Source organism: Adlercreutzia rubneri (genome assembly GCF_009755265.1).
Lineage (GTDB): Bacteria > Actinomycetota > Coriobacteriia > Coriobacteriales > Eggerthellaceae > Adlercreutzia > Adlercreutzia rubneri.
This window is the reverse complement of sequence record NZ_WPOO01000003.1, coordinates 81,629-100,649: the sequence shown is the minus strand read 5'-3', so window position 1 is coordinate 100,649 and position 19,021 is coordinate 81,629. Positions and strand designations below refer to the sequence as shown.

At 65.0% G+C, this 19,021-nt stretch carries 16 protein-coding genes; 14 read left to right on the top strand and 2 right to left on the bottom strand.

Annotated features, from left to right (window positions below; genetic code table 11):
• Positions 1 to 161: 161 nt before the first annotated feature.
• Entirely contained in the window at positions 162 to 533 is a 372-nt protein-coding gene (locus GO707_RS03025) for a phage holin family protein (RefSeq protein WP_022740483.1), read from the bottom strand.
• A gap of 251 nt (positions 534 to 784) precedes the next feature.
• Between GO707_RS03025 and rlmD the strand changes: the two genes are divergently transcribed.
• The 9 genes from rlmD (at position 785) to GO707_RS02980 (ending at position 12,066) form a co-directional block, all read left to right on the top strand.
• Complete coding sequence (gene rlmD, locus GO707_RS03020) at positions 785 to 2,119, top strand: 23S rRNA (uracil(1939)-C(5))-methyltransferase RlmD (RefSeq protein WP_232325538.1); 1,335 nt, start codon at positions 785 to 787, stop codon at positions 2,117 to 2,119.
• Between the two features lie 51 nt (positions 2,120 to 2,170).
• Positions 2,171 to 3,295 carry a tRNA lysidine(34) synthetase TilS gene (gene tilS, locus GO707_RS03015; protein ID WP_157012013.1) on the top strand — a complete coding sequence of 375 codons (1,125 nt, stop codon included), beginning with the start codon at positions 2,171 to 2,173 and terminating at the stop codon, positions 3,293 to 3,295.
• The gene (locus GO707_RS03010) at positions 3,288 to 4,028 is read left to right on the top strand and encodes a Maf family protein (RefSeq protein ID WP_114539597.1); all 741 of its coding nucleotides are present in this window, start codon (positions 3,288 to 3,290) and stop codon (positions 4,026 to 4,028) included. The genes tilS and GO707_RS03010 overlap by 8 nt, the downstream gene beginning before the upstream one ends.
• Positions 4,029 to 4,255: 227 nt before the next feature.
• Complete coding sequence (hpt, locus tag GO707_RS03005) at positions 4,256 to 4,804, top strand: hypoxanthine phosphoribosyltransferase (RefSeq protein ID WP_335878682.1); 549 nt, start codon at positions 4,256 to 4,258, stop codon at positions 4,802 to 4,804.
• 15 nt (positions 4,805 to 4,819) lie between these two features.
• Positions 4,820 to 7,168, top strand: coding sequence for an ATP-dependent zinc metalloprotease FtsH (gene ftsH, locus GO707_RS03000; protein WP_157012009.1), 2,349 nt, complete (start codon positions 4,820 to 4,822; stop codon positions 7,166 to 7,168).
• 391 nt (positions 7,169 to 7,559) lie between these two features.
• The gene (gene folP / locus GO707_RS02995) at positions 7,560 to 8,873 is read left to right on the top strand and encodes a dihydropteroate synthase (RefSeq protein ID WP_114539600.1); all 1,314 of its coding nucleotides are present in this window, start codon (positions 7,560 to 7,562) and stop codon (positions 8,871 to 8,873) included.
• A gap of 2 nt (positions 8,874 to 8,875) precedes the next feature.
• Positions 8,876 to 9,721 carry a biotin--[acetyl-CoA-carboxylase] ligase gene (locus GO707_RS02990; RefSeq protein WP_157012007.1) on the top strand — a complete coding sequence of 282 codons (846 nt, stop codon included), beginning with the start codon at positions 8,876 to 8,878 and terminating at the stop codon, positions 9,719 to 9,721.
• A 39-nt stretch (positions 9,722 to 9,760) separates the two neighbouring features.
• Positions 9,761 to 11,299, top strand: a complete 1,539-nt coding sequence (locus tag GO707_RS02985) for an MATE family efflux transporter (protein ID WP_227070342.1) — start codon at positions 9,761 to 9,763, stop codon at positions 11,297 to 11,299.
• A gap of 122 nt (positions 11,300 to 11,421) precedes the next feature.
• The gene (locus tag GO707_RS02980) at positions 11,422 to 12,066 is read left to right on the top strand and encodes a biotin transporter BioY (protein ID WP_114548806.1); all 645 of its coding nucleotides are present in this window, start codon (positions 11,422 to 11,424) and stop codon (positions 12,064 to 12,066) included.
• Between the two features lie 250 nt (positions 12,067 to 12,316).
• Here GO707_RS02980 and GO707_RS02975 read toward each other — a convergent pair whose 3' ends face one another.
• Complete coding sequence (locus GO707_RS02975) at positions 12,317 to 13,012, bottom strand: response regulator transcription factor (RefSeq protein WP_022740466.1); 696 nt, start codon at positions 13,010 to 13,012, stop codon at positions 12,317 to 12,319.
• 136 nt (positions 13,013 to 13,148) lie between these two features.
• Here GO707_RS02975 and GO707_RS02970 point away from each other — a divergent pair, with 136 nt between their 5' ends.
• The 5 genes from GO707_RS02970 to GO707_RS02950 all read left to right on the top strand — a co-directional run bounded on the left by GO707_RS02970 (position 13,149) and on the right by GO707_RS02950 (position 19,017).
• Entirely contained in the window at positions 13,149 to 13,919 is a 771-nt protein-coding gene (locus tag GO707_RS02970; protein WP_157012005.1) for a type III pantothenate kinase, read from the top strand.
• Between the two features lie 213 nt (positions 13,920 to 14,132).
• The gene (locus GO707_RS02965) at positions 14,133 to 15,821 is read left to right on the top strand and encodes a formate--tetrahydrofolate ligase (RefSeq protein ID WP_227070344.1); all 1,689 of its coding nucleotides are present in this window, start codon (positions 14,133 to 14,135) and stop codon (positions 15,819 to 15,821) included.
• 170 nt (positions 15,822 to 15,991) lie between these two features.
• Positions 15,992 to 16,606, top strand: a complete 615-nt coding sequence (locus GO707_RS02960; protein WP_227070346.1) for a cyclodeaminase/cyclohydrolase family protein — start codon at positions 15,992 to 15,994, stop codon at positions 16,604 to 16,606.
• On the top strand, positions 16,606 to 17,466 hold the full coding sequence (locus tag GO707_RS02955) for a bifunctional 5,10-methylenetetrahydrofolate dehydrogenase/5,10-methenyltetrahydrofolate cyclohydrolase (RefSeq protein WP_157012003.1): 861 nt from the start codon (positions 16,606 to 16,608) through the stop codon (positions 17,464 to 17,466). Before GO707_RS02960 ends, GO707_RS02955 begins: the two co-directional genes overlap by 1 nt.
• A gap of 111 nt (positions 17,467 to 17,577) precedes the next feature.
• Positions 17,578 to 19,017 (top strand): LuxR C-terminal-related transcriptional regulator, encoded by a 1,440-nt coding sequence (locus GO707_RS02950; RefSeq protein WP_157012001.1) that lies wholly within the window; start codon positions 17,578 to 17,580, stop codon positions 19,015 to 19,017.
• Positions 19,018 to 19,021 lie beyond the last annotated feature (4 nt).

Genomic DNA, 19,021 nt, shown 5'->3' with positions numbered 1-19,021 from the left:
TTTCTTTCTCAGAGAAACGCCTGGTCAGCGTCTTTTGATATGCTTGGCGCAGAAAAAGACCCGTAGCCCGAGGCCTGAAAATGTCGGAACACGCTGGGGTGCCTGGCAAAATGCCCTCTCTGGCTACGGGTTGCCGCAAGCGCTGGGGGCTGCAGCTGAGATTACGCGTCGTTGCCGATGAGGCCGTTGACGAGGGCGGACACCAGCGAGATGACGATGGAGGCCACAAAGGCGCTGCCGAAGCTGGCGATGTAGAAGCCGGCGCCGAACAGCCCGTTGGCGAGCCATGCGGCGATGTAGAGCAGAAGCGTGTTCACCACGAGATAGAAGATGCCCAGGGTGAGCACGGTCACCGGCAGCGAGAGGATCTGCAGAATCGGCTTGATGGACATGTTGATGAGCGACAGAATGAGTGCGAAGAACACGATGCCCACCCAGGATGCGCTGTTGCTCAAGATCTCGATGCCCGGCACGAGCCACACGGCGGCGGCGACGGAGATGGCGGTGACGATCCAGCGAATGATGAAGTTCATAAGTGCCTCCTTTTCCTGTGGCCCCATTATGTCAAAATGAGGCCATGACGAGAAAACATGACAACAACCCGAAACGCACCAGTAACCGCCCCGCCAAACCCAAAGCGCTCCGGGCCAACCGGCCGCGCCTTAAACGCTCCGGGGCCGATCCCGCAGGGGGCAACCTCGGTCGCCCCCTGCCCCAGGCGCGTAGGGGGAAGGGGGCGCGACGAGCGTCAAAGCCCCCCGTAGGGGGCGACCTTGGTCGCCCCTTGTCCCAGACCACCAAGGCTGCGGGAAAGGGCTCGGCGTGCGCCCTCTGTCCCGCCTTCGGGCGCTGCGGCGGCTGCAGCCGGCTTGATGTCTCCTATGCGGATCAGCTGCTTGCGAAGGAGCAGCAGGTGGCCGCTCTTTTCGAAGGCATCGCCCCCGCTGGCGCCTTGCTGCCCATCCTGGGAATGGACGACCCTTTCCATTACCGTAACAAGGTGATCTCCCCTTATGCCCCGGCCAAGGGCGCAAAGCGCAAGGGAAAGGATGCCAAGCTCGCCCGCGCCGACATCCTCACGGGCATGTACGAGACCGGCACCCACCGGCTCATTCCCACCGATACGTGCGCTATCGAAAACGAGACGGCCAAGAAGGTGACGCTCGCCATCCGCGACATCATGGCCCGCTGGAACATGGAGCCCTACAACGAGGACACCGGCGCCGGCTTCGTGCGCCACGCCGTGGTGCGCGTGGGCCATAAGAGCGGAGAAGTGCTCGTCACCGTGGTGACCAACGGCGAGGAGTTTCCCGCGTCGAAGGCCTTCTGCCGCGAGCTTGCGCGCCGCGTGCCCGAGGTGACCACCATCGTGCAGAACGTGAACGCGCGCCAGACCAATGTCATCTTGGGCGACAAGGAGCGCGTGCTCTTCGGCCCCGGATTCATCTTGGACACGCTGTGCGGACTCACGTTCCGCATCTCGTCGCAGTCGTTCTACCAGGTGAACGCCACGCAGACCGAGGTGCTTTACGACGAGGCCATCCGCTTGGCGAATCTTACGGGCGTCGAGACGGTTATCGACGCCTATTGCGGCACAGGCACCATTGGGCTGGTGGCCGCGAGCCGTGGGGCGGCCCGCGTTATCGGCGTCGATTCCGTGGAGGCGGCCATCCGCGACGCCGCCAACAACGCCCGCCACAACGGTGTGGAAAACGCCGAGTTCGTGGCGCAGGACGCCACCGCTTTCATGAAGGAGCTTGCAGCATCGGAAGAGCGTCCGCAGCCCCTCGTCCTGCTCATGGATCCGCCGCGGGCCGGTTCCACGCCCGAGTTCCTCGCGGGCGCCGCGGCGCTTGCCCCCGAGCGCATCGTCTACATCTCGTGCAACCCCGCAACCCAGGCCCGCGACGTGCGCCAGCTGGTGAAGAGCGGCTACGAGATGCGCGCCATCCGGTCGGTGGACATGTTCCCCCACACCGACCACGTAGAATCCATCGTCATGCTGGAACGGGAAGACAGGCGCGGAGGGGCACGGGGTGGTGCTCGCCAAGCGAGTTCCGCAGCGAACGAAACAGCCCAGTGGGCTGTTTCGCCGAGCGAGGACTGTTTGAGCGACTGAGCATTACCCCGCGCCCCGGCCCCGGTGAGTTGCAAGAAGAAGGAAGGGAAAATGACTGACTTGATTGAAGGAACCCTCGAAAAGGCCCGTGCCGCCATCGCAGCTCACGACTTGGTGGCGCCCGATGCCGCTGTGCTGCTCATGGTGTCCGGCGGCTCCGATTCCACGGCGCTGGCGTATTTGGGCGCTGCCCTGCGCGAGGCGGGCGATGTGGGACCGGTGGCCATGCTGCACGTGAACCACCAGTTGCGCGGCGAGGACGCCGATGCCGACGAGCGCTTCGTGGCGGCTTTGGCCGAGGCGCTGGACATCCCGCTGTTCATCTGCTCCATCGACATCGCTGCCGAAGCCGAGCGCAGCCGCGAGAACGTGGAAGCCGTGGCCCGGCGCGAGCGCTACCTGGCCGCCAACGAGGCGCTGCGCTCGATGTGCCAGCACGAGGGACGCCCCCTCTCCGAGGCGCGCATCTTCACGGCCCATACCGCCGACGACCGCATCGAGAACTTCTACATGCGCTCCATCGTGGGCACCGGTCCGGGCGGCTTCCGCAGCATGCTCTACCGCAACGGACCCGTGGTGCGTCCCCTGCTCGACATCACCCGCGACGAGCTGCACGACTACCTCTCCGCTCGCGAGGCGGCGGGGGAGACCGTGGTGCGCGATGAGTCCGGCGCGCTCTGGCGCGAGGACGCCACCAACGCCCACACCGACCGCTTCCGCGCCTATGTGCGCCACAAGATCGTGCCGGTGGCCAAGGAATGGAACAGTGCGCTGCCCGAGGTGCTGACCCGCTCGATGAACCTCATCGCCGACGAGGACGACATGCTGCAGAACATGGCCGAAAAGCTGGCCGAGGAGTCCACGGAATGGGTGGCCGAGGACGACACCTTCGGCATCGACCGCTCCGAGGGCTTCCGCCTTCTGCCCGCTTTTGGAAAAGCGGAGCGCCCGCTGCAGCGTCGCGCGGTGCTGCGTCTTTTGGAAGCGATGCTCGGCCCGGATGCGCGGGTGGAAGCCGCTAGCGTGGAAGCCGTGCTCGCTGGCTTCGCGAATGGCGCGCCCAACAGCGGGTATGTGGCCAATATCCAGTATGATCTGGCCGTGAGCGTGAACAAGCGGGGTGTCCTCGTGGAGCCCATGGCCTATTTCCGAGCAAGAAGGAAGAAGCATGACTGAGAGAACTGACGAACTTGCCAACGAAGTTGCCGCGAAGGTGGTCGCCGACGAGCTGAAGCAGGCTGTGGAAGAGGAAGCGGAAGTTGCGGCTGCGCCTAGCTTTGAGGTGATCCTCGCCTCCAACAGCCCGCGCCGCCGCGAGCTTCTGAATGCGGCCGGCGTGAAGTTCACGGTGCGCACTCCCGTGACGCCGGTGGACGAGTCGCTGGAGCCCGATTTGGCCGCCGACCCCGAAGAGGCCGCCAAGAAGCTCGCCGAGCGCAAGGCCGGCGCGGTCATTCAGGAGGTGCTGGCCGAGAACTACACCGGCATGCTCATCGTCATCGGCGCCGACACCATGGTGGTTCTCGACGGCAAGATCTTCGGCAAGCCCCGCAGCGCCTCCGACGGCAAGCACATGCTGCGTCAGCTGTCCGGCCGCACCCACGAGGTCATCACGGCCGTGTCCGTCTGGATGGTGGCCGCCCCTAATGCCGAGGACGTGTCGCTAGGCTTCCGCACCTTCGCCGACATAAGCCATGTGACCTTCCGCGACCTGACCGACGAGGAAATCACCGACTACCTGCGCAAGGGCGAGTCCTTCGACAAGGCCGGCGCCTACGCCATCCAAGGTGAGGGGGCGGCGCTCGTTGACCACTACGACGGCGCCCTTGACACTATCATCGGCCTGCCTGCGACACGCCTCATCAAGGAATTCCCCGACCTCGTGAACGCCGAGGCCGCAGAATGCTAAGCGATCAATGTTGGCTGAGTCTTGCGGTTGCGTGACGCCGGGCTCTGGCATGCCGCCAGTATCGATGCGGCCCTTAGCGGCTCGATGACAATTAGCGCACATAATTTGTGGCGTTGCTGTCTTACGGCTGTTCGAGAAAAGGTCTTTGGTAAACTGGACTGCGATTAAAGAGCGCTGCGGCGTTTGCGCGAGGAGCGCGCGCTGCGGGCAAAGAGAAAGTGGTTCACGTGCATAACGACATCTCAGAGATACTTTTCTCCGAGCAGGATCTGGCGATACGCGTGCGCGAGCTGGGCGAGGCCATCACTCGCGACTATGCCGATGTTGCCGGGGATGCGGGCATTGTGGTCGTGTCCATCCTGCGCGGCGGGGCGGTGTTCACCTGCGACCTCATCCGCGCCATCGATCTACCGCTGGAAGTGGACTTCATGGCCGTGTCCTCCTACGGCAACGGCGCGAAGAGCTCCGGTGTGGTGCGCATCCTGAAGGATCTCAGCACCGACATCCGGGGGCGCCACGTCGTCATCGCCGAGGGCATCATCGATTCAGGGCTCACGCTGAAGTACCTCCTGAAGAACCTGCAGTCCCGCGAGCCGGCGTCGCTTACGGTGGCGGCGCTCATGCGCAAGGACACGCCGGCCCAGGCCGACATCCCGTGCCGCTATATCGGCTTCGAGTGCCCCGACGAGTTCATCGTCGGCTACGGCCTCGACTTTGCCGAGCATTACCGCAACCTCCCCTACATCGGCGTTCTGAAGCCCGAGATCTACCAGTAAAGGCAGCAATCAACTATGGCAGACAACAATCCCAAGAAACCAATCCCGCCGGCGTCGACCCAGCGCACCACGATGATCATGGTCATCATCCTCTTGGCCGTGGCGTTTTTCGTGGGCAGCCAGTTCATGCGTACCGGCGCCATGGGCACCACCGTGACCGATCAACTCATCACCTCCGAGTTCACCCAGGCGGTGGAGCAGGGCCGCGTGAAGTCGGTCACCTACTCCGCCGGCGACTACACCGTCTCGGGCACCTACTTCCCGGCGGCCACCGCCGGCTCCGAGGCGGCCGGCGCCTTCAACGGGGCCTTCGACTCACTGAACGCCCTTATGGCCACCGAGCACGGCGAGGACGGCAAGGCGCTTGGCGGTGTGGCCACCACGACGCTCGATCCGGCCACGCTCGGCAAGGAGCACAACTACACCTCCACCTACGTGGGCTCCGATTCGCTCGGCGAGCTTCTGGCGGCACATCCCGACATCTCCTATCAGGTGACGTTGCCGAGCCCCTTCCTGGAGGTTCTGGCCACGCTTCTGCCCATCCTCATCATCGGCGGCCTTCTGATGTTCTTCTTCTACAAGATGCAGCAGGCCAACAATTCCCAGATGAGCTTCGGGAAGAACAAGGCGAAGAAGACCCTGGAGGAGCGCCCCGACGTGACGTTTGCCGATGTGGCCGGCGTCGATGAGGCCGTGGAGGAGATGCAGGAGATTAAGGACTTTCTGGCCAATCCCGCCAAGTACCAGTCCATGGGCGCGAAGATTCCGCGAGGCTGCCTGCTCGTGGGCCCTCCGGGCACCGGCAAAACCCTGCTCGCGCGCGCTGTGGCCGGCGAGGCGGGCGTGCCGTTCTTCAGCATCTCGGGCTCGGACTTCGTCGAGATGTTCGTGGGCGTGGGCGCGAGCCGCGTGCGCGATTTGTTCAAGGACGCGAAAGAGGCTTCCCCCGCCATCATCTTCATCGACGAGATTGATGCGGTGGGTCGCCAACGCGGCACGGGCCTCGGCGGCGGCCACGACGAGCGCGAGCAGACCTTAAACCAGCTGCTCGTGGAAATGGACGGCTTCGAGTCCAATGATTCGGTGGTGCTCATCGCGGCCACGAACCGCGCCGATGTGCTCGATCCGGCGCTTCTGCGCCCCGGCCGCTTCGATCGCCAAATCGTCGTGGACACCCCCGACGTGAAGGGCCGCCAGCGCATTCTGGAGGTGCATTCCAAGGACAAGCCCATCGGGTCGGATGTGGATCTGGCGAAGATCGCGAAGATCACCCCGGGCTTCACCGGCGCCGATCTGGCGAACCTCATGAATGAGTCGGCCCTGCTCACGGCGCGGCGCGGCAAGAAGATCATCACCATGCGCGAGGTGAGCGAGTCGATGGAGCGCGTTATCGCCGGCCCGGAGCGCAAGGGCCGCGTGATGAACGAGAAGACCAAGCACACCATCGCCTACCACGAGAGCGGGCACGCGCTCGTGGGGCATTTGCTCGACCATGCCGATCCGGTGCACAAGATCTCGATCATCTCGCGCGGCCGGGCGCTGGGCTACACCCTCTCCATTCCCGACGAGGACAAGGTTTTAAACTCGCTTTCCGAGATGAAAGACGAGCTGGCGGTGTTCATGGGCGGCCGCGTGGCCGAGGAGATCTTCTGCGACGACATCACCACCGGCGCCTCCAACGACCTTGAGCGCGCGAGCAAGATGGCCCGCGCCATCGTCACCCAGTACGGCATGAGCCCTTTGGGCACCCAGGTGTTCGGCCAGCCCAACCACGAGGTGTTCTTGGGCCGCGACTACGGCAACACCCAAGATTACTCCGAGGAGACGGCCCGTCGCATCGATGAAGAGGTGGCCAAGATCATGAAGGAGGCCCACGATAGGGCCCACGCGATTCTGTCCTCCCACGCCGATCAGATGGATCTCATGGCCAGCGTGCTGCTCGAGCGCGAGACCGTGGAGGGCGAGGCCTGCGAGGCCCTGCTCGAGAACAAGTGGGACGAGTACCTGGCGCGCGAGGACGGCATCATCGCCGCCAAGGAGGCGGAAGAGGCCGCGGCCCGCGCCAAGGACGCCGAGCTTCTGGCGGCTCAGGGAGAGGGCGACGGCGCGAACGGCACGCCGGGCGCAGCGGGTGGCTCGGGCGCAGCGGTCGATCCCGACGCCGGCGAGACGCTGGCCGACCCGAATTGGAGAGACGAGCCGGTAGAGCCGGGCGACCAGGATCCGAACGCCCCCTTCCGCACTCCCGCCGAGCATGCCGATCGCTCCGATATGCCCACCCAGGCCGAGGTGAACGCGGAAATCGACCGCGAGGACGACATGGATTCCTCCGCCGATGCTCCCGACCCGGACAAGAGGGATTAGCGGCCGGCTTCTCCGGGGGGCTGAGAGCGAGACGCGATTTCCCGATTTCCACCTGAATGGCCCTTAGATTGGCGCGATTTCCCGATTTCCACCTTCCAGCGCCTGCTGCGAGGTGAAAATCAGGAAATCGCGCCTCTTATTTTGGCGTCGCCTTGCTATGGCTGTCTTGCCTTGGCTGCTTTGTCATGGTCGCCTTGCCGCGGCGTTCTTGAAAGCGGCGCGCCGCCTCCGGGCGTTCTTTTTTGTGCGCGCGACCAATCTTGAAGCCCACTCTAAGAGATAATACGGTACACTCATCAGAAACCAGTGTACACGGGCCTTTTGCGCCGTTACACTTATCGGCTAAGAATCAAAGGGAGGAAACGCCGAGAAAGACGAGGCTTCAGCATTCATGATCTGGCATTGCGGACAATACGACTTCGACACCAGCACGCCCCTCATCATGGGTATTTTGAACGTGACCCCCGATTCCTTCTCCGACGGCGGGGCGTACCTCGATCCCGAAGCGGCCGTGGAGCACGGGCTTGACATGGTGCGCGCCGGGGCCGCCATCGTGGATGTAGGCGGCGAGTCGACGCGCCCGGGTGCCACGCCCGTCACGCCTGAAGAGGAGTGGAATCGCATTGGGGATGTCGTCGCGGCCCTCGTGGAGGCCGGCATCTGCGTGTCGGTGGACACGCGTCATGCCGAGGTGGCGACTCGCGCTCTGCATGCTGGCGCTTCCATCGTCAACGACGTGTCTGGCTTCCGCGATCCCGCCATGGTGGAAGCGGTGCGTCGCTGCGGTTGCGGGTGTGTGGTCATGCACATGAAGGGCGAGCCGGCCACCATGCAGAACGACCCCGTCTACGAGGACGTGGTTGCTGAAGTGCGCGACTACCTGCGCGATGCGGCCGCTGCCTTGGAAGCGGCCGGCGTCGATCGCTCCCGCATCTGCGTCGATCCGGGCCCCGGCTTCGGCAAGACTCCCAAGCAGACCATCGAGCTTATGCGCAACCTCCACGAGATCGTGCATCTGGGCTATCCGGTCATGGTGGCGGTCTCGCGCAAGCGCTTCGTGGGCGAGGCCTACCAGGTGGAGGAGCTTCACGACCGCGACGTGGCCTCGGCGGCCGAAGCGCTGCTCGCCTGCGAGTTGGGGGCGAGCGTCGTGCGCACCCACAATGTGGAGATGACGGTCGCCGCGCTGAAGGACTTGCGGCCGGCGGTGCTCTTGGGCCTGGGGTCGAACGTGGCGCTGGTGGCCGAGCCCGGCGAGGAGACCGAGGCCAAAATCGCCCAGCTGAACCTCGCCGTGGGCCAGCTGTGCAGCCTGCCCGACACCCAGATCGTGGACATGTCCTCGTTCTACGAGAGCGAGCCGGCCTACTACGAGGATCAGGATGCCTTCGTGAACGCCGTCGTGCTCCTGCGCAGCGGCCTTCCGCCCAAAGAGCTTTTGGGGTATTTGCACAGCATCGAGAACTCCCTCGGCCGCGTGCGCGCCATTGAGAACGGCCCGCGCACGCTCGATATCGATATTCTCGACTACCAGATGTACGTTGCGTCCGACGACGAGCTCACGCTTCCGCACCCGCGCGTGACGGAGCGCGATTTCGTCGTGAAGCCTGTGCTGGAGATTCTGCCCGGCTGGGAGCTGGCGGATGGAACTCCCGTGGGGCGCGTGCCCGAGGCCGAGCGCGTCGGGAAGGCGAGGAGGATCTAGCCATGAAGCTGACGGTGCTTGACGAGGTGACCTCTACCAACGAGGTCGTGAAGAACGCGTTGCGCGAGGGAAAGGCCGAGGGCCTCATCGTGCGCGCTCGGCGCCAGCTGAGCGGTTACGGCCGCCAGGGCCGCGAATGGGACAGTCCCGAGGGCGGCCTGTACATGTCCATCCTGCTGCGCCCCGACGTGGCCGGTAGCGGCTTGGCCACTTTGAGCCTGGTCGTGGGCCTTTCGGTCCAGCGCGCCTTAGGCCAGGTGGCGGCGCCGCAGTTCGAGGACGGCATCCAAGTGAAATGGCCCAACGACGTGATTTATATGCCCGCCGACTGCCAGCGCGCCGACGAGTACCGCAAGCTCTGCGGCATCTCGCTGGAGGCGTGCGGGGGCGGCGTGTGCGTGGGTATCGGCATCAACGTGTTCCGCCCCGAGGTCGACCGTCCCGTGCAGGGTCGCAACGTTCCCGAGTACATGGCGGATATCATGCCGGCCCCTGAATCCGCCCCGGGGCATTTCGTGTCACTGGCCCAGGCCATCGCGGCATTGCCGGAGCGCGAGCAGGCTGCTCGTCGCGAGGAGGTCATCACCGACATCCAGCGCGAGGTCATCGCCCGCATCCTCGTGAACTACGGTCGTTGGCGCGAGCTCGGCTTCATGCCGACGTTGGGCAGCTACGAGGGCTCGTCCTTCCTCACCGGTCGCGCGGTGCGCATCGAGGACGCCGCCGGCACCGCTACTTTGGAAGGCACGGCCACCGGCGTCGACGAGCGCGGCCGCCTTCTCGTCCGCACCGCCGACGACACCGTCCCCGTCGCCTCCGGCGAGGCCCACGTCATGGTGATGCCGTAAGGGCTACAATAGCGCCGAAGAGAAGAAAGGCGCGAAGGCATGAGTGACGAGAAGAAGCTTGACGGGGAATTGAAAGAGGGCGCAGCTGCGCAGGGCGAGCGCGAGCTTGGCGTGGACGCCCAAGCAGCCGGAGATCCGCGCGGGGAGCGGTTGCGCGCCTCGTCGGCGGGTGACGACAAGGTGCTGCGGATGGGGACGGCCTCCATTCCGCGGCTCATTACGGAGTTCGCCATTCCGTCGGTGGTGGGCATGCTCATCAACGGCTCCTATGCCATCATCGACTCGGTGTTTCTGGGACATGCGGTAGGGGAGATCGGGCTGTCGGCCATGACGGTGGCCAACCCCATCATGATCGTGTTCATGGCCATCGCCATGCTCATCGGCAACGGCGGCAACGCGCTGGCGGCCCTGCGCCTCGGCGAGGGCAAGCGCGACGATGCCGAGCGCGCCCTGGGCAATGTGGTGTCCTTGAGTCTCGTTGCTGCCGTCATTGTGCTCGTCATCGGGTGGAATCCGGCGCTGGTCTCCTGGGTGCTCGATTTGGCGAGCGCCACGCCGGAGGTGCGCCCCTACGCCCAGACGTTCATCCAGATCCTTTGTGCCGGCTTTATCTTGCAGTGCATCGGCCTTGGCGTGAACAACTTCATCCGCACCTGCGGCGCCCCTAACCGGGCGCTCGGCACCATGGTCATCGGTCTGGTGGGCTCGGTGGCCTTTAACGCCCTGTTCGTTCTGGCGCTCGGCTGGGGGGTCATGGGCAGCGCTCTGGCCACGGTGCTCGGCTGGGCCTGTTCGTGTTTGGCAGTGCTGCAGTACTTCTGCCTGCGCAGCGACGTTCCCATGCGGCTGCGCTTGCCCGCCATGCGCCTGAGCTTTTCCATGGATCGCACCATTCTCGCCTTCGGGCTGCCGAGCTTCTGCGTGCAGGCGGGCATGGCCATCGTGAACTTCGTCATCAACTTCCAGCTGGTGAAATACGGGGCCCTGACGCCCATCGGCGCCGACGACGCGCTGGCGGCCATTGGCGTGGTGCAGCGCATCGGGCAGTTCTCGGTCATGCCGCTCATCGGCATCGCCATCGCCCTGCAGCCGCTGCTCGGCTTCAACTACGGCGCTCACAACGTCAATCGCGTTCGCAAGACGCTGTGGTACGGCATCGGGGCGGCATCCTCCATCTCAGTGCTCATGTTCATCATCGTCGAGGTATTCGCGGTGCCCATCGCCCATGCCTTCGGCATCTCCCACGACGGCCTCGTTGATTTCACGGCTTTCGCCATCCGCGTGCAGTTCCTCATGCTGCCCTTCGTGGGCTTCCAGATCGTCAGCTCGAACTACTTCCAGGCCACGGGCCAGCCGGCCAAGTCGGTGTTCCTCACCTTGACGCGACAGATTCTGTTCCTCGTGCCCTTGCTGTACCTGATGCCTGTGGTGCTGCCGCAGCTGTTTCCGCAGTTCACCGGATTGGACGCATTGTACTTCGCGGCACCGGTGGCTGACTTTCTCTCCATCTTCACCACGGCCATCTTCGTGGCCTGGGAAATGGTGCGCCTCCGCAAGCTCGCCGCGATGTACGATTAGTTTTTGAGCACTTGCACAAATTTATTGGCATGGCAGCCCGCTAACCGCTTGAGGCGCTTCGCGAGGGCTGCGGGGCGCGCTCGTCTCCTACCATGAAATTCTTCGAGTGGAAGGAGAGATGCATGGAATCAACGAAGACGCGCAGCGAGGCGACCCAGCGAACGCGGTCGGTGGTCTTTGTCGGCTTGACCATCGCCATCATGGCGGTATCGGCCTGGGTGGTCGTGCCCTTGGGCCCCATTCCCTTCACGCTGCAGATGTTCGCCATCACGTTTGCCATAGTGGTGCTGAGTCCCAAGGAGGCCATTGCGGCCATCACGGGCTATTTGCTGCTGGGTGCGGTGGGGGTGCCCGTGTTCTCGGGCATGCGCGGTGGAATCGGTGTTCTGGCCGGGCCGACGGGCGGCTTTCTGTGGGGATACCTCTTCGGCGTGGCGGCTGCCGCGCTGTTTTTGCACGCGGTGCGCACGAGGCTCGGTATGGCCGGCGGCAAGAATGCGCCGCGGCTCACTCGCGCGGAGAAGACGGCCATGACGCCGCTCCAGCGCGCGGGTGCGTTTCTGCGCAGCTTCGGGGTAGAGATTATCGCCGGCATCATCTTTACGGCTATCGCTTACGTGTGCGGGTGCGTCCAGTACATGGTGGTGGGGCACGTGGATCTGGCCACGGCGTTCCTCACGGCGGTGGCGCCGTTTATGGTCGTTGACCTCTGCAAGATCGTGGCCGCTGTCATCTGCGCCGACGCCGTCCGCGCCGCCGTGCGGTAGGCGTCTCGTCGCTGCTAAATCCTCGAGCAAATGCCAGTTGGGCCCCGAAATGGTCGTCCGCGTGTTGCCATAACGGGGCCGAACTGGCATTTGCTTGCCATTTCACCCCTTAACGGGCATCGCAGCACGCCATAACGGGGCCGAACTGGCATTTACCCTTAGAAAACGGTCGGTAGAAACCCGTCGCTAAAAGGGAAGGCTCCCGCTCGGGAGCCTTCCCTTCATGGGAGCAGATTTCTCGCGAGTTGGCTTACGCCTTGAAGCGGTAGCCGTAGCCGCGCACCGTTTCCACGAGGGCCGGGTCGTAGCCGGCGGCGTGAATCTTGTCGCGCAGACGCTTGATGTGGGTGTCCACCGTCTTGGTCTCGGTGAGGTACTCCCAGCCCCAGGCGTCGCGGAGCAGATCCTCGCGGGAGACCACCTTGCCGGCGTTCTTCATGAGCGAGGCCAGAAGCTCGAACTCGCGGGGCGTCAGGTCGATCTCGCCGTGGTCGCCGGCGGCGGTGTGGGCGTCCTCGTCCAGCGTGATGCCCGAAGCGGTGATGGAATTGCTCGCGCCGGGGAACTCGCCGCCCTGGCCGCGGCGCAGAAGCGCGCGGACGCGGGCGATCAACTCGCGCACGCCGAAGGGCTTGGCGAGGTAGTCGTCGCCGCCGATCTCCAGGCCCACGACCTTGTCCAGCTCGGTGTCGCGGGCGGAAAGGAACAGCACGGGGGCCGTGGTCTTCGAACGCAGCCGACGGCACAGCTCGTAGCCGTCCATGCCCGGCAGCATGATATCCAAGATAAACAGATCATAGTTGTTGGCGCTTGCCAACGCGAAGGCGTCCTCGCCGTTGTCGACGACGTCGGTCTCGTAGCCCTCCTTTTTCAACGCGTAGCTGACGAATTCGGTGATGGAAGGCTCGTCGTCAACGACAAGGATGCGGCTCGGTGTCTCTATCATGGTCTTGCCTTTCTCTCGTCATATCGACGAATGCCCGTCGGGGGCATATCGTTGAGACATTGCTATAATCTCTTACGCGTTAACTATACGCAAACAAGGGCGTTTCACTGGAAAACTGAGGAAGATTGTCATAATTATGTTACTTGCTATTGACATCGGTAACACCCATACCGTAATCGGGGTCTACGCGGGGGATTCTCTGCGCGCGATGTGGCGAATCGCCACCAATCGGAAGGCGGCGGCCGACGAGCTGCGCATCGTCTTCTCCACGTTGTTTTCCCTCGAGGGCCTCGATCTTTCCCAGGTGCGCGCCTCGGCGGTCGCCTCGGTGGTGCCCCAGCTGACCAAGGCCTGGATGCAGGCCATCAAGGACGCCACCGGCGCGCGGTCGCTGGTGTGCAATGCCGAGACGGCCGAGGGCCTTTTCGACGCCGATTACCCCAACCCCCGCGAGATCGGTGCCGACCGGGTGGCCGACGCGGTGGCGGCCCGGGCGCTTTACGGGGCGCCGGTGGTGGTGGTCGACTTCGGAACGGCCACGAACATCGAGGTCATCGATCGCGACGGCCGCTTCCGCGGCGGCGTTATCGCGCCGGGCGTGCAGACTTCGGCCAACGCGCTGTTCACTCACGGCGCTCAGCTGCCGGACATCGCGCTGGTGGCACCGCCGGCGGTCATCGGCACCAACACGGTGGAGGCCATCCAATCGGGTATCATGTTGGGAGAGGCCGACCGGGTGGACGGGCTGGTGCGCCGCATCTTCGACCAGCTGGGCTATCCGGCAAAGGTCATCGCCACGGGCGGTCTGGCGCCGGTCGTCGAGCGCTACTCGAGTACCATCGACGAGGTGAACACCGAGCTGACGCTGGAAGGCCTGCGCCTTATCGCCGATCGCGCCTACCGCTAGGGGCTGTTGGGCGCGGATGCCTTCGGGAATCCCCGCAATGAGGGGAAGTTGCGCCCTTTGGGGATAGAGGGGCGACGGGGCGCGGCCGCATCGCTAGAATGGGAGCGTCAGCGTTTGGTCGGCAGGACGATTCCTTCCGCCGGCGCTGCGCCATCTATCGATGAGGCTGCCAGGTACGCCTGCGCGCCGCGACATGAGAAAGAAGGGCCCGACGTGTTGACCGACATTGAAATTGCCCAGGCGACCGAACCGAAACCTATTGGCGAGATCGCTGCCATTGCCGGCGTCGACGAAAAGTACCTTGAGCTGTACGGAAACTACAAGGCGAAGGTCGATTACAACCTGCTGCGCGAGGAGGAGCACGCCCCGGGCAAGCTCATCCTGGTGACCGCAATCAATCCCACGCCGGCCGGAGAGGGCAAGACCACCACGACGGTGGGCCTGGCCGATGCGCTTTCGCTGCGCGGCAAGAACGTGGTCGTGGCGCTGCGCGAGCCGTCGCTGGGGCCAGTGTTCGGCATCAAGGGCGGCGCGGCCGGTGGCGGCTACGCCCAGGTTATTCCCATGGAAGACATCAACCTGCACTTCACGGGCGACTTCCACGCCATCGGCGCGGCCAACAACCTGCTCGCGGCGCTTCTGGATGCGCACATCCAGAACGGCAACGAGCTCAACATCGACGTGCGCAAGATCACGTGGAAGCGCGTGGTGGACATGAACGACCGCCAGCTGCGCCACATCGTGGACGGCCTGGGCGGCAAAGCCCACGGCGTGCCCCGCGAGGACGGCTTCGACATCACCGTGGCCAGCGAGGTCATGGCCATCTTCTGCTTGGCCACCTCCATCACCGACCTGAAGGAGCGCCTGGGCCGTATCGTGGTCGGCTACACCTACGACGACAAACCCGTCACAGCCCACGATCTGAAGGCCGAAGGCGCCATGGCCGCGCTGCTGAAGGACGCCCTAAAGCCGAACCTCGTGCAGACGCTCGAGGGTACCCCGGCCTTCGTCCACGGCGGTCCCTTCGCCAACATCGCCCACGGCTGCAACTCCATCATGGCCACGCGCATGGCCATGGCGCTCGGCGACTACTGCGTCACTGAGGCTGGTTTCGGCGCCGATCTGGGCGCGGAGAAGTTCCTCGACATCAAGTGCCGCCTCGCCGGCCTTAAGCCCGATGCGGTGGTGGTCGTCGCCACGGTGCGCGCGCTGAAGAACCACGGCGGCGTGGCCAAGGCCGATCTCAACGAGGAGAACCTGGAGGCGCTGGAGGCGGGCCTGCCGAATTTGCTGCAGCACGTGGAGAACATCACCAACGTGTACAACCTGCCCTGCGTGGTGGCCATCAACGCCTTCCCGACCGACACCAAGGCCGAGCTGGACCTGGTGGAAGCCAAGTGCCGCGAGCTGGGCGTGAACGTGGCTTTGTCCGAGGTGTGGGCGCGCGGTGGCGAGGGCGGCCTGGCCCTGGCCGATGAGGTGGTGGCCTTGTGCGAGAACGGGGATGAGGCCGGGCGCTCCGCCGACACCTTCACGTTCTCCTACGAGGACGACCTGTCCATCGCCGAGAAGATCGAGGCCATTGCCAAGCGCGTCTACCATGCCGACGGCGTGGTGTTCGAGCCCGCGGCGCAGAAGGAGATCGCGCAGCTGGAGGCCCTGGGCTTCGGAGAGATGCCCGTGTGCATGGCCAAGACCCAGTACTCGTTCTCGGACGACGCCACCAAGCTGGGCGCTCCCCGCGATTTCCAGATCACGGTGCGCCAGGTGAAGGTGTCCGCCGGCGCCGGCTTCATCGTGGCGCTCACCGGCTCCATCATGACCATGCCTGGCTTGGGGAAGGCCCCCGCCGCCCATAAGATCGATGTGATGGAAGACGGCACGATCACGGGGTTGTTCTAGCATTTACGTAGTTGTCCGGGCTCGGATTCGGAGCGGAAGTGCCGTGCTCAAACAACATTGAAGTGCACCGTCGGAGTTCTGCTCCGGACGTGCTTCGTGCACTTCAATGAACTGCGCGCGGTACCACCGCACCGAGTCCGAGCCCTGCTCTTTCGGAAAGAAGGGTTTGCGTGGTCGATACCGAGTTTGTGGAGGCGCTGGCTTCAAAGGCCCCGACTCCCGGTGGAGGCGGGGCCTCGGCCTATGCGGGGGCGCTTGCGTCGGCGCTGGCTTCCATGGTGGGCAACCTCACCGTGGGCAAGAAGAAGTACGCCGATGTCGAGGAGCGGATGCGGGCCGAGCTCGTCGAGCTGGACGACACGCGGGCGCACCTGCTGTCGCTCATCGACGAGGACGCTCGCGCCTTCGAACCCCTCGCTGCCGCTTACGGGATGCCCAAGGACACCGATGCTGAGCGTGCGGCCCAGAACGCGGCGCTGCAGAAGGCGCTCGTGGGCGCCTGCGAGGTGCCGCTTGAGATCATGGCCTGCTGCCTGCAGGTCATCGAGTCCTGCGTGTTCGTGGCCCGGCACGGCTCGGTGCTGGCTCTCTCGGATGCCGGGGCGGGCGCCGTGCTCGCCAAAGCAGCGCTTATGGCGGCGAGCCTGAACGTGGTCATCAACATCGGCTCCATGGATGATGTCGAGCGGGCCGACGTCTACCGCAATCAGATGGAGGACCTTCTCGCCGCAGGGGGCGCCATGGCCGATGAGGTGTACGCCGATGTCGTGAAGAGGCTTAGCTGATGGCGAGGATTCTGTACGGCAAGGAGGTATCCTCGGCCCTGTGGGAGCGCCTGCTGCCCCGCATCGACCGCTTGCGGGCGCACGGCGTGGCGCCGACGCTCGCCATTGTGCGCGTGGGGGAGCGGCCCGACGATTTGTCCTACGAGCGCACCTGCGCCCGCCAGGCCGATCTCCACGGCATCGCCGTGCGTCGTTTCGTGCTGCCAACGGAGGCGACGCAGGCCGAGCTGGAGGCCGTCATCGACCTCGTGAATGCCGATGCGCGCATCCACGGCTGCCTTATGTTCCGTCCGCTTCCGCCGCAGATGGACGAGCGCGCCGTGTGCGATCGCCTGTCCCCGGCCAAAGATATCGACGGCATCGGGTCGGCGTCGCTGGCCGGCGTGTTCGCCGATACCGGCGAGGGTTTCCCGCCGGCTACGGCCCAGGCCTGCCTGGAGACGCTGGATTTCTACGACATTCCCGTTGCGGGCAAGCGAGTGGTGGTGCTCGGGCGCAGCCTCGTGATCGGGCGTCCGGTGGCCATGATGCTCTTGGCGCGCCACGCCACCGTGACGCTGGCCCATTCCCGCACTGCCGATGTGGCCGCCCACACCCGCGAGGCCGACATCGTCGTGTGCGCCACCGGCCGCGCCCGCGCCTACGGTCCCGAGTACTTCTCGCCGGGCCAGACGGTGCTCGATGTGGGCATCAACTTCGATGCCGCCGGCAATCTCTGCGGCGATGTGGACTTCGGCGCCGTGGAGCCCGTGCTGGGGCCCGAAGGCGCCATCACGCCGGTGCCCCGAGGCCTCGGCGGCGTGACTACGAGCGTCACTATGGCCCACGTGGTGCAGGCGGCCGAGGCTGGGCAGCGCTAGGGGCGGACGACTCGTGAAACGTGCCTTGCCCCTTGGGGACAGATGGCGGGTATAATGGTGGCGGCCCCCATGGGGCCGCGCGCGACCGGTTCTGATTCGAGAGGAGAGAGGTTGAACAAGCTGCGCATCCTGCTGCTCGCGCTGGCCTACGCCTGCTTTTGGTCGCTGTTCGTGCTGTTCCCCTACCCGGCGAACGTGCTGCCCGAGTCCCATGCCTCCTACGTTGCAGGCCCCGTCTTCGCCAGCAACCTCATCACGCTCGTCACCATGGCCCTTATGGGTGGGGTGCTCGTGGTGTTTCGCGACAGCCTGGCCGAACGGGTGGCCGGCAGCACGGCGGCCATCGTCGGGTCCGGCGCCTTGCTGCTCGCCTGCGCGGCCGCGCTCGTTGCCAGCGCCGATGCCGGAGCGGTCCCGCGTTGGATGATGGCTGCCTACCCCGCCATCATGGCGCTTTACGGCGTAGTGATTGCCCTGGCCCTCGCGGCGGCATCGCGGCGCTTGACCCCTCGGGACAACGCCGTCGTGCTCGCCCTTTCCCTGCTCCTGTCGTTCCTAATCGGCGAGGCCATCGTGGCGCTTACGGATCCCCTGCCCACCGGCGACATCTCAAACCCTCTCATGTTCGCCCTGAGCAGTATCTTCCTGGTGATTCTCGGCCACATTGGCTGCGATGCCCCCAAAGCACCGCTTCCGTCCCGCCTCGCGCCGTCCCTTTCGGGGCGCGCCGCCGTGCCCGCGACGGCCATTCTGCTTTGCTACCTACTGGGAAGCGGGGCGTTCATGAGCCTCTCGTCGGTGGCTCGGGGCGAGACCTGGTTTTCCGATGGATGGATTCACTGTGCCTTCGCCCTCGTGCTCTATCCGGCCTTCTGCCTCTTCACCCTCGCCGCATGGCGGCAGCGGCGCGCGGCCTTTCCGTGGCTCGGCTTCTTCATCCTCTGCATCGCCTGTCTCTACTGCACCGCCCTGCTCTACTCGCCGTTGGCTGTGCTGTGCCGGGCCTTGATCCTGTCAAGTCGCCCCATGGCCATCACGCTGCTGTGGGTGGCGGTTCAAGAGGGCATGGGAGCGCGGGACCTCCCTTGGTGGCTGGCTGCGGTCGCTGCGCCCATGCTCATCGTGGCCGTCGACTGCGCCATCCATACCGTCGGGCTTATCGGGCTCTCTCCCGGACAGATGGACTCGGTGGTCAACGCCGTCATGCTCGTCACGGCCTTCGCCATGACGCTGGGGATGCTCTGGTTCGTGCGCCTGCGCCCTGACGGTGTCGAGCCCGCAAGCTCCGAATGCGCTGCAGGCGCCGCCGATGTATCGGAGATTCTCGCCGCCATGGCCGATGCCCATGGGCTGAGCGAGCGGGAGGGGGAGGTGCTCGGGCTGCTCTATCGCGGCAACACCCAGAAAAAGATCGCCGAGCGCCTGTTCCTTTCGGTGAGCAGCGTGCAGACCTACGCGAAGAGCCTCTATCGGAAGCTCGGCGTGCACTCGCGCCAGGAGCTGATCGACATGGTTAACGAGGCCGCGAATGGAAACGACCGGGCCCGCTGAGGGG

Coding starts and splice junctions, on each gene's coding strand:
- GO707_RS02970 (WP_157012005.1), top strand. CDS start 13,149: ATGTTACTTGCTATTGACATCGGTAACACCCATACCGTAATCGGGGTC.
- GO707_RS02990 (WP_157012007.1), top strand. CDS start 8,876: ATGAAGCTGACGGTGCTTGACGAGGTGACCTCTACCAACGAGGTCGTG.
- folP (WP_114539600.1), top strand. CDS start 7,560: ATGATCTGGCATTGCGGACAATACGACTTCGACACCAGCACGCCCCTC.
- GO707_RS03010 (WP_114539597.1), top strand. CDS start 3,288: ATGACTGAGAGAACTGACGAACTTGCCAACGAAGTTGCCGCGAAGGTG.
- tilS (WP_157012013.1), top strand. CDS start 2,171: ATGACTGACTTGATTGAAGGAACCCTCGAAAAGGCCCGTGCCGCCATC.
- GO707_RS02975 (WP_022740466.1), bottom strand. CDS start 13,012: ATGATAGAGACACCGAGCCGCATCCTTGTCGTTGACGACGAGCCTTCC.
- GO707_RS02980 (WP_114548806.1), top strand. CDS start 11,422: ATGGAATCAACGAAGACGCGCAGCGAGGCGACCCAGCGAACGCGGTCG.
- GO707_RS02955 (WP_157012003.1), top strand. CDS start 16,606: ATGGCGAGGATTCTGTACGGCAAGGAGGTATCCTCGGCCCTGTGGGAG.
- GO707_RS03025 (WP_022740483.1), bottom strand. CDS start 533: ATGAACTTCATCATTCGCTGGATCGTCACCGCCATCTCCGTCGCCGCC.
- GO707_RS02985 (WP_227070342.1), top strand. CDS start 9,761: ATGAGTGACGAGAAGAAGCTTGACGGGGAATTGAAAGAGGGCGCAGCT.
- ftsH (WP_157012009.1), top strand. CDS start 4,820: ATGGCAGACAACAATCCCAAGAAACCAATCCCGCCGGCGTCGACCCAG.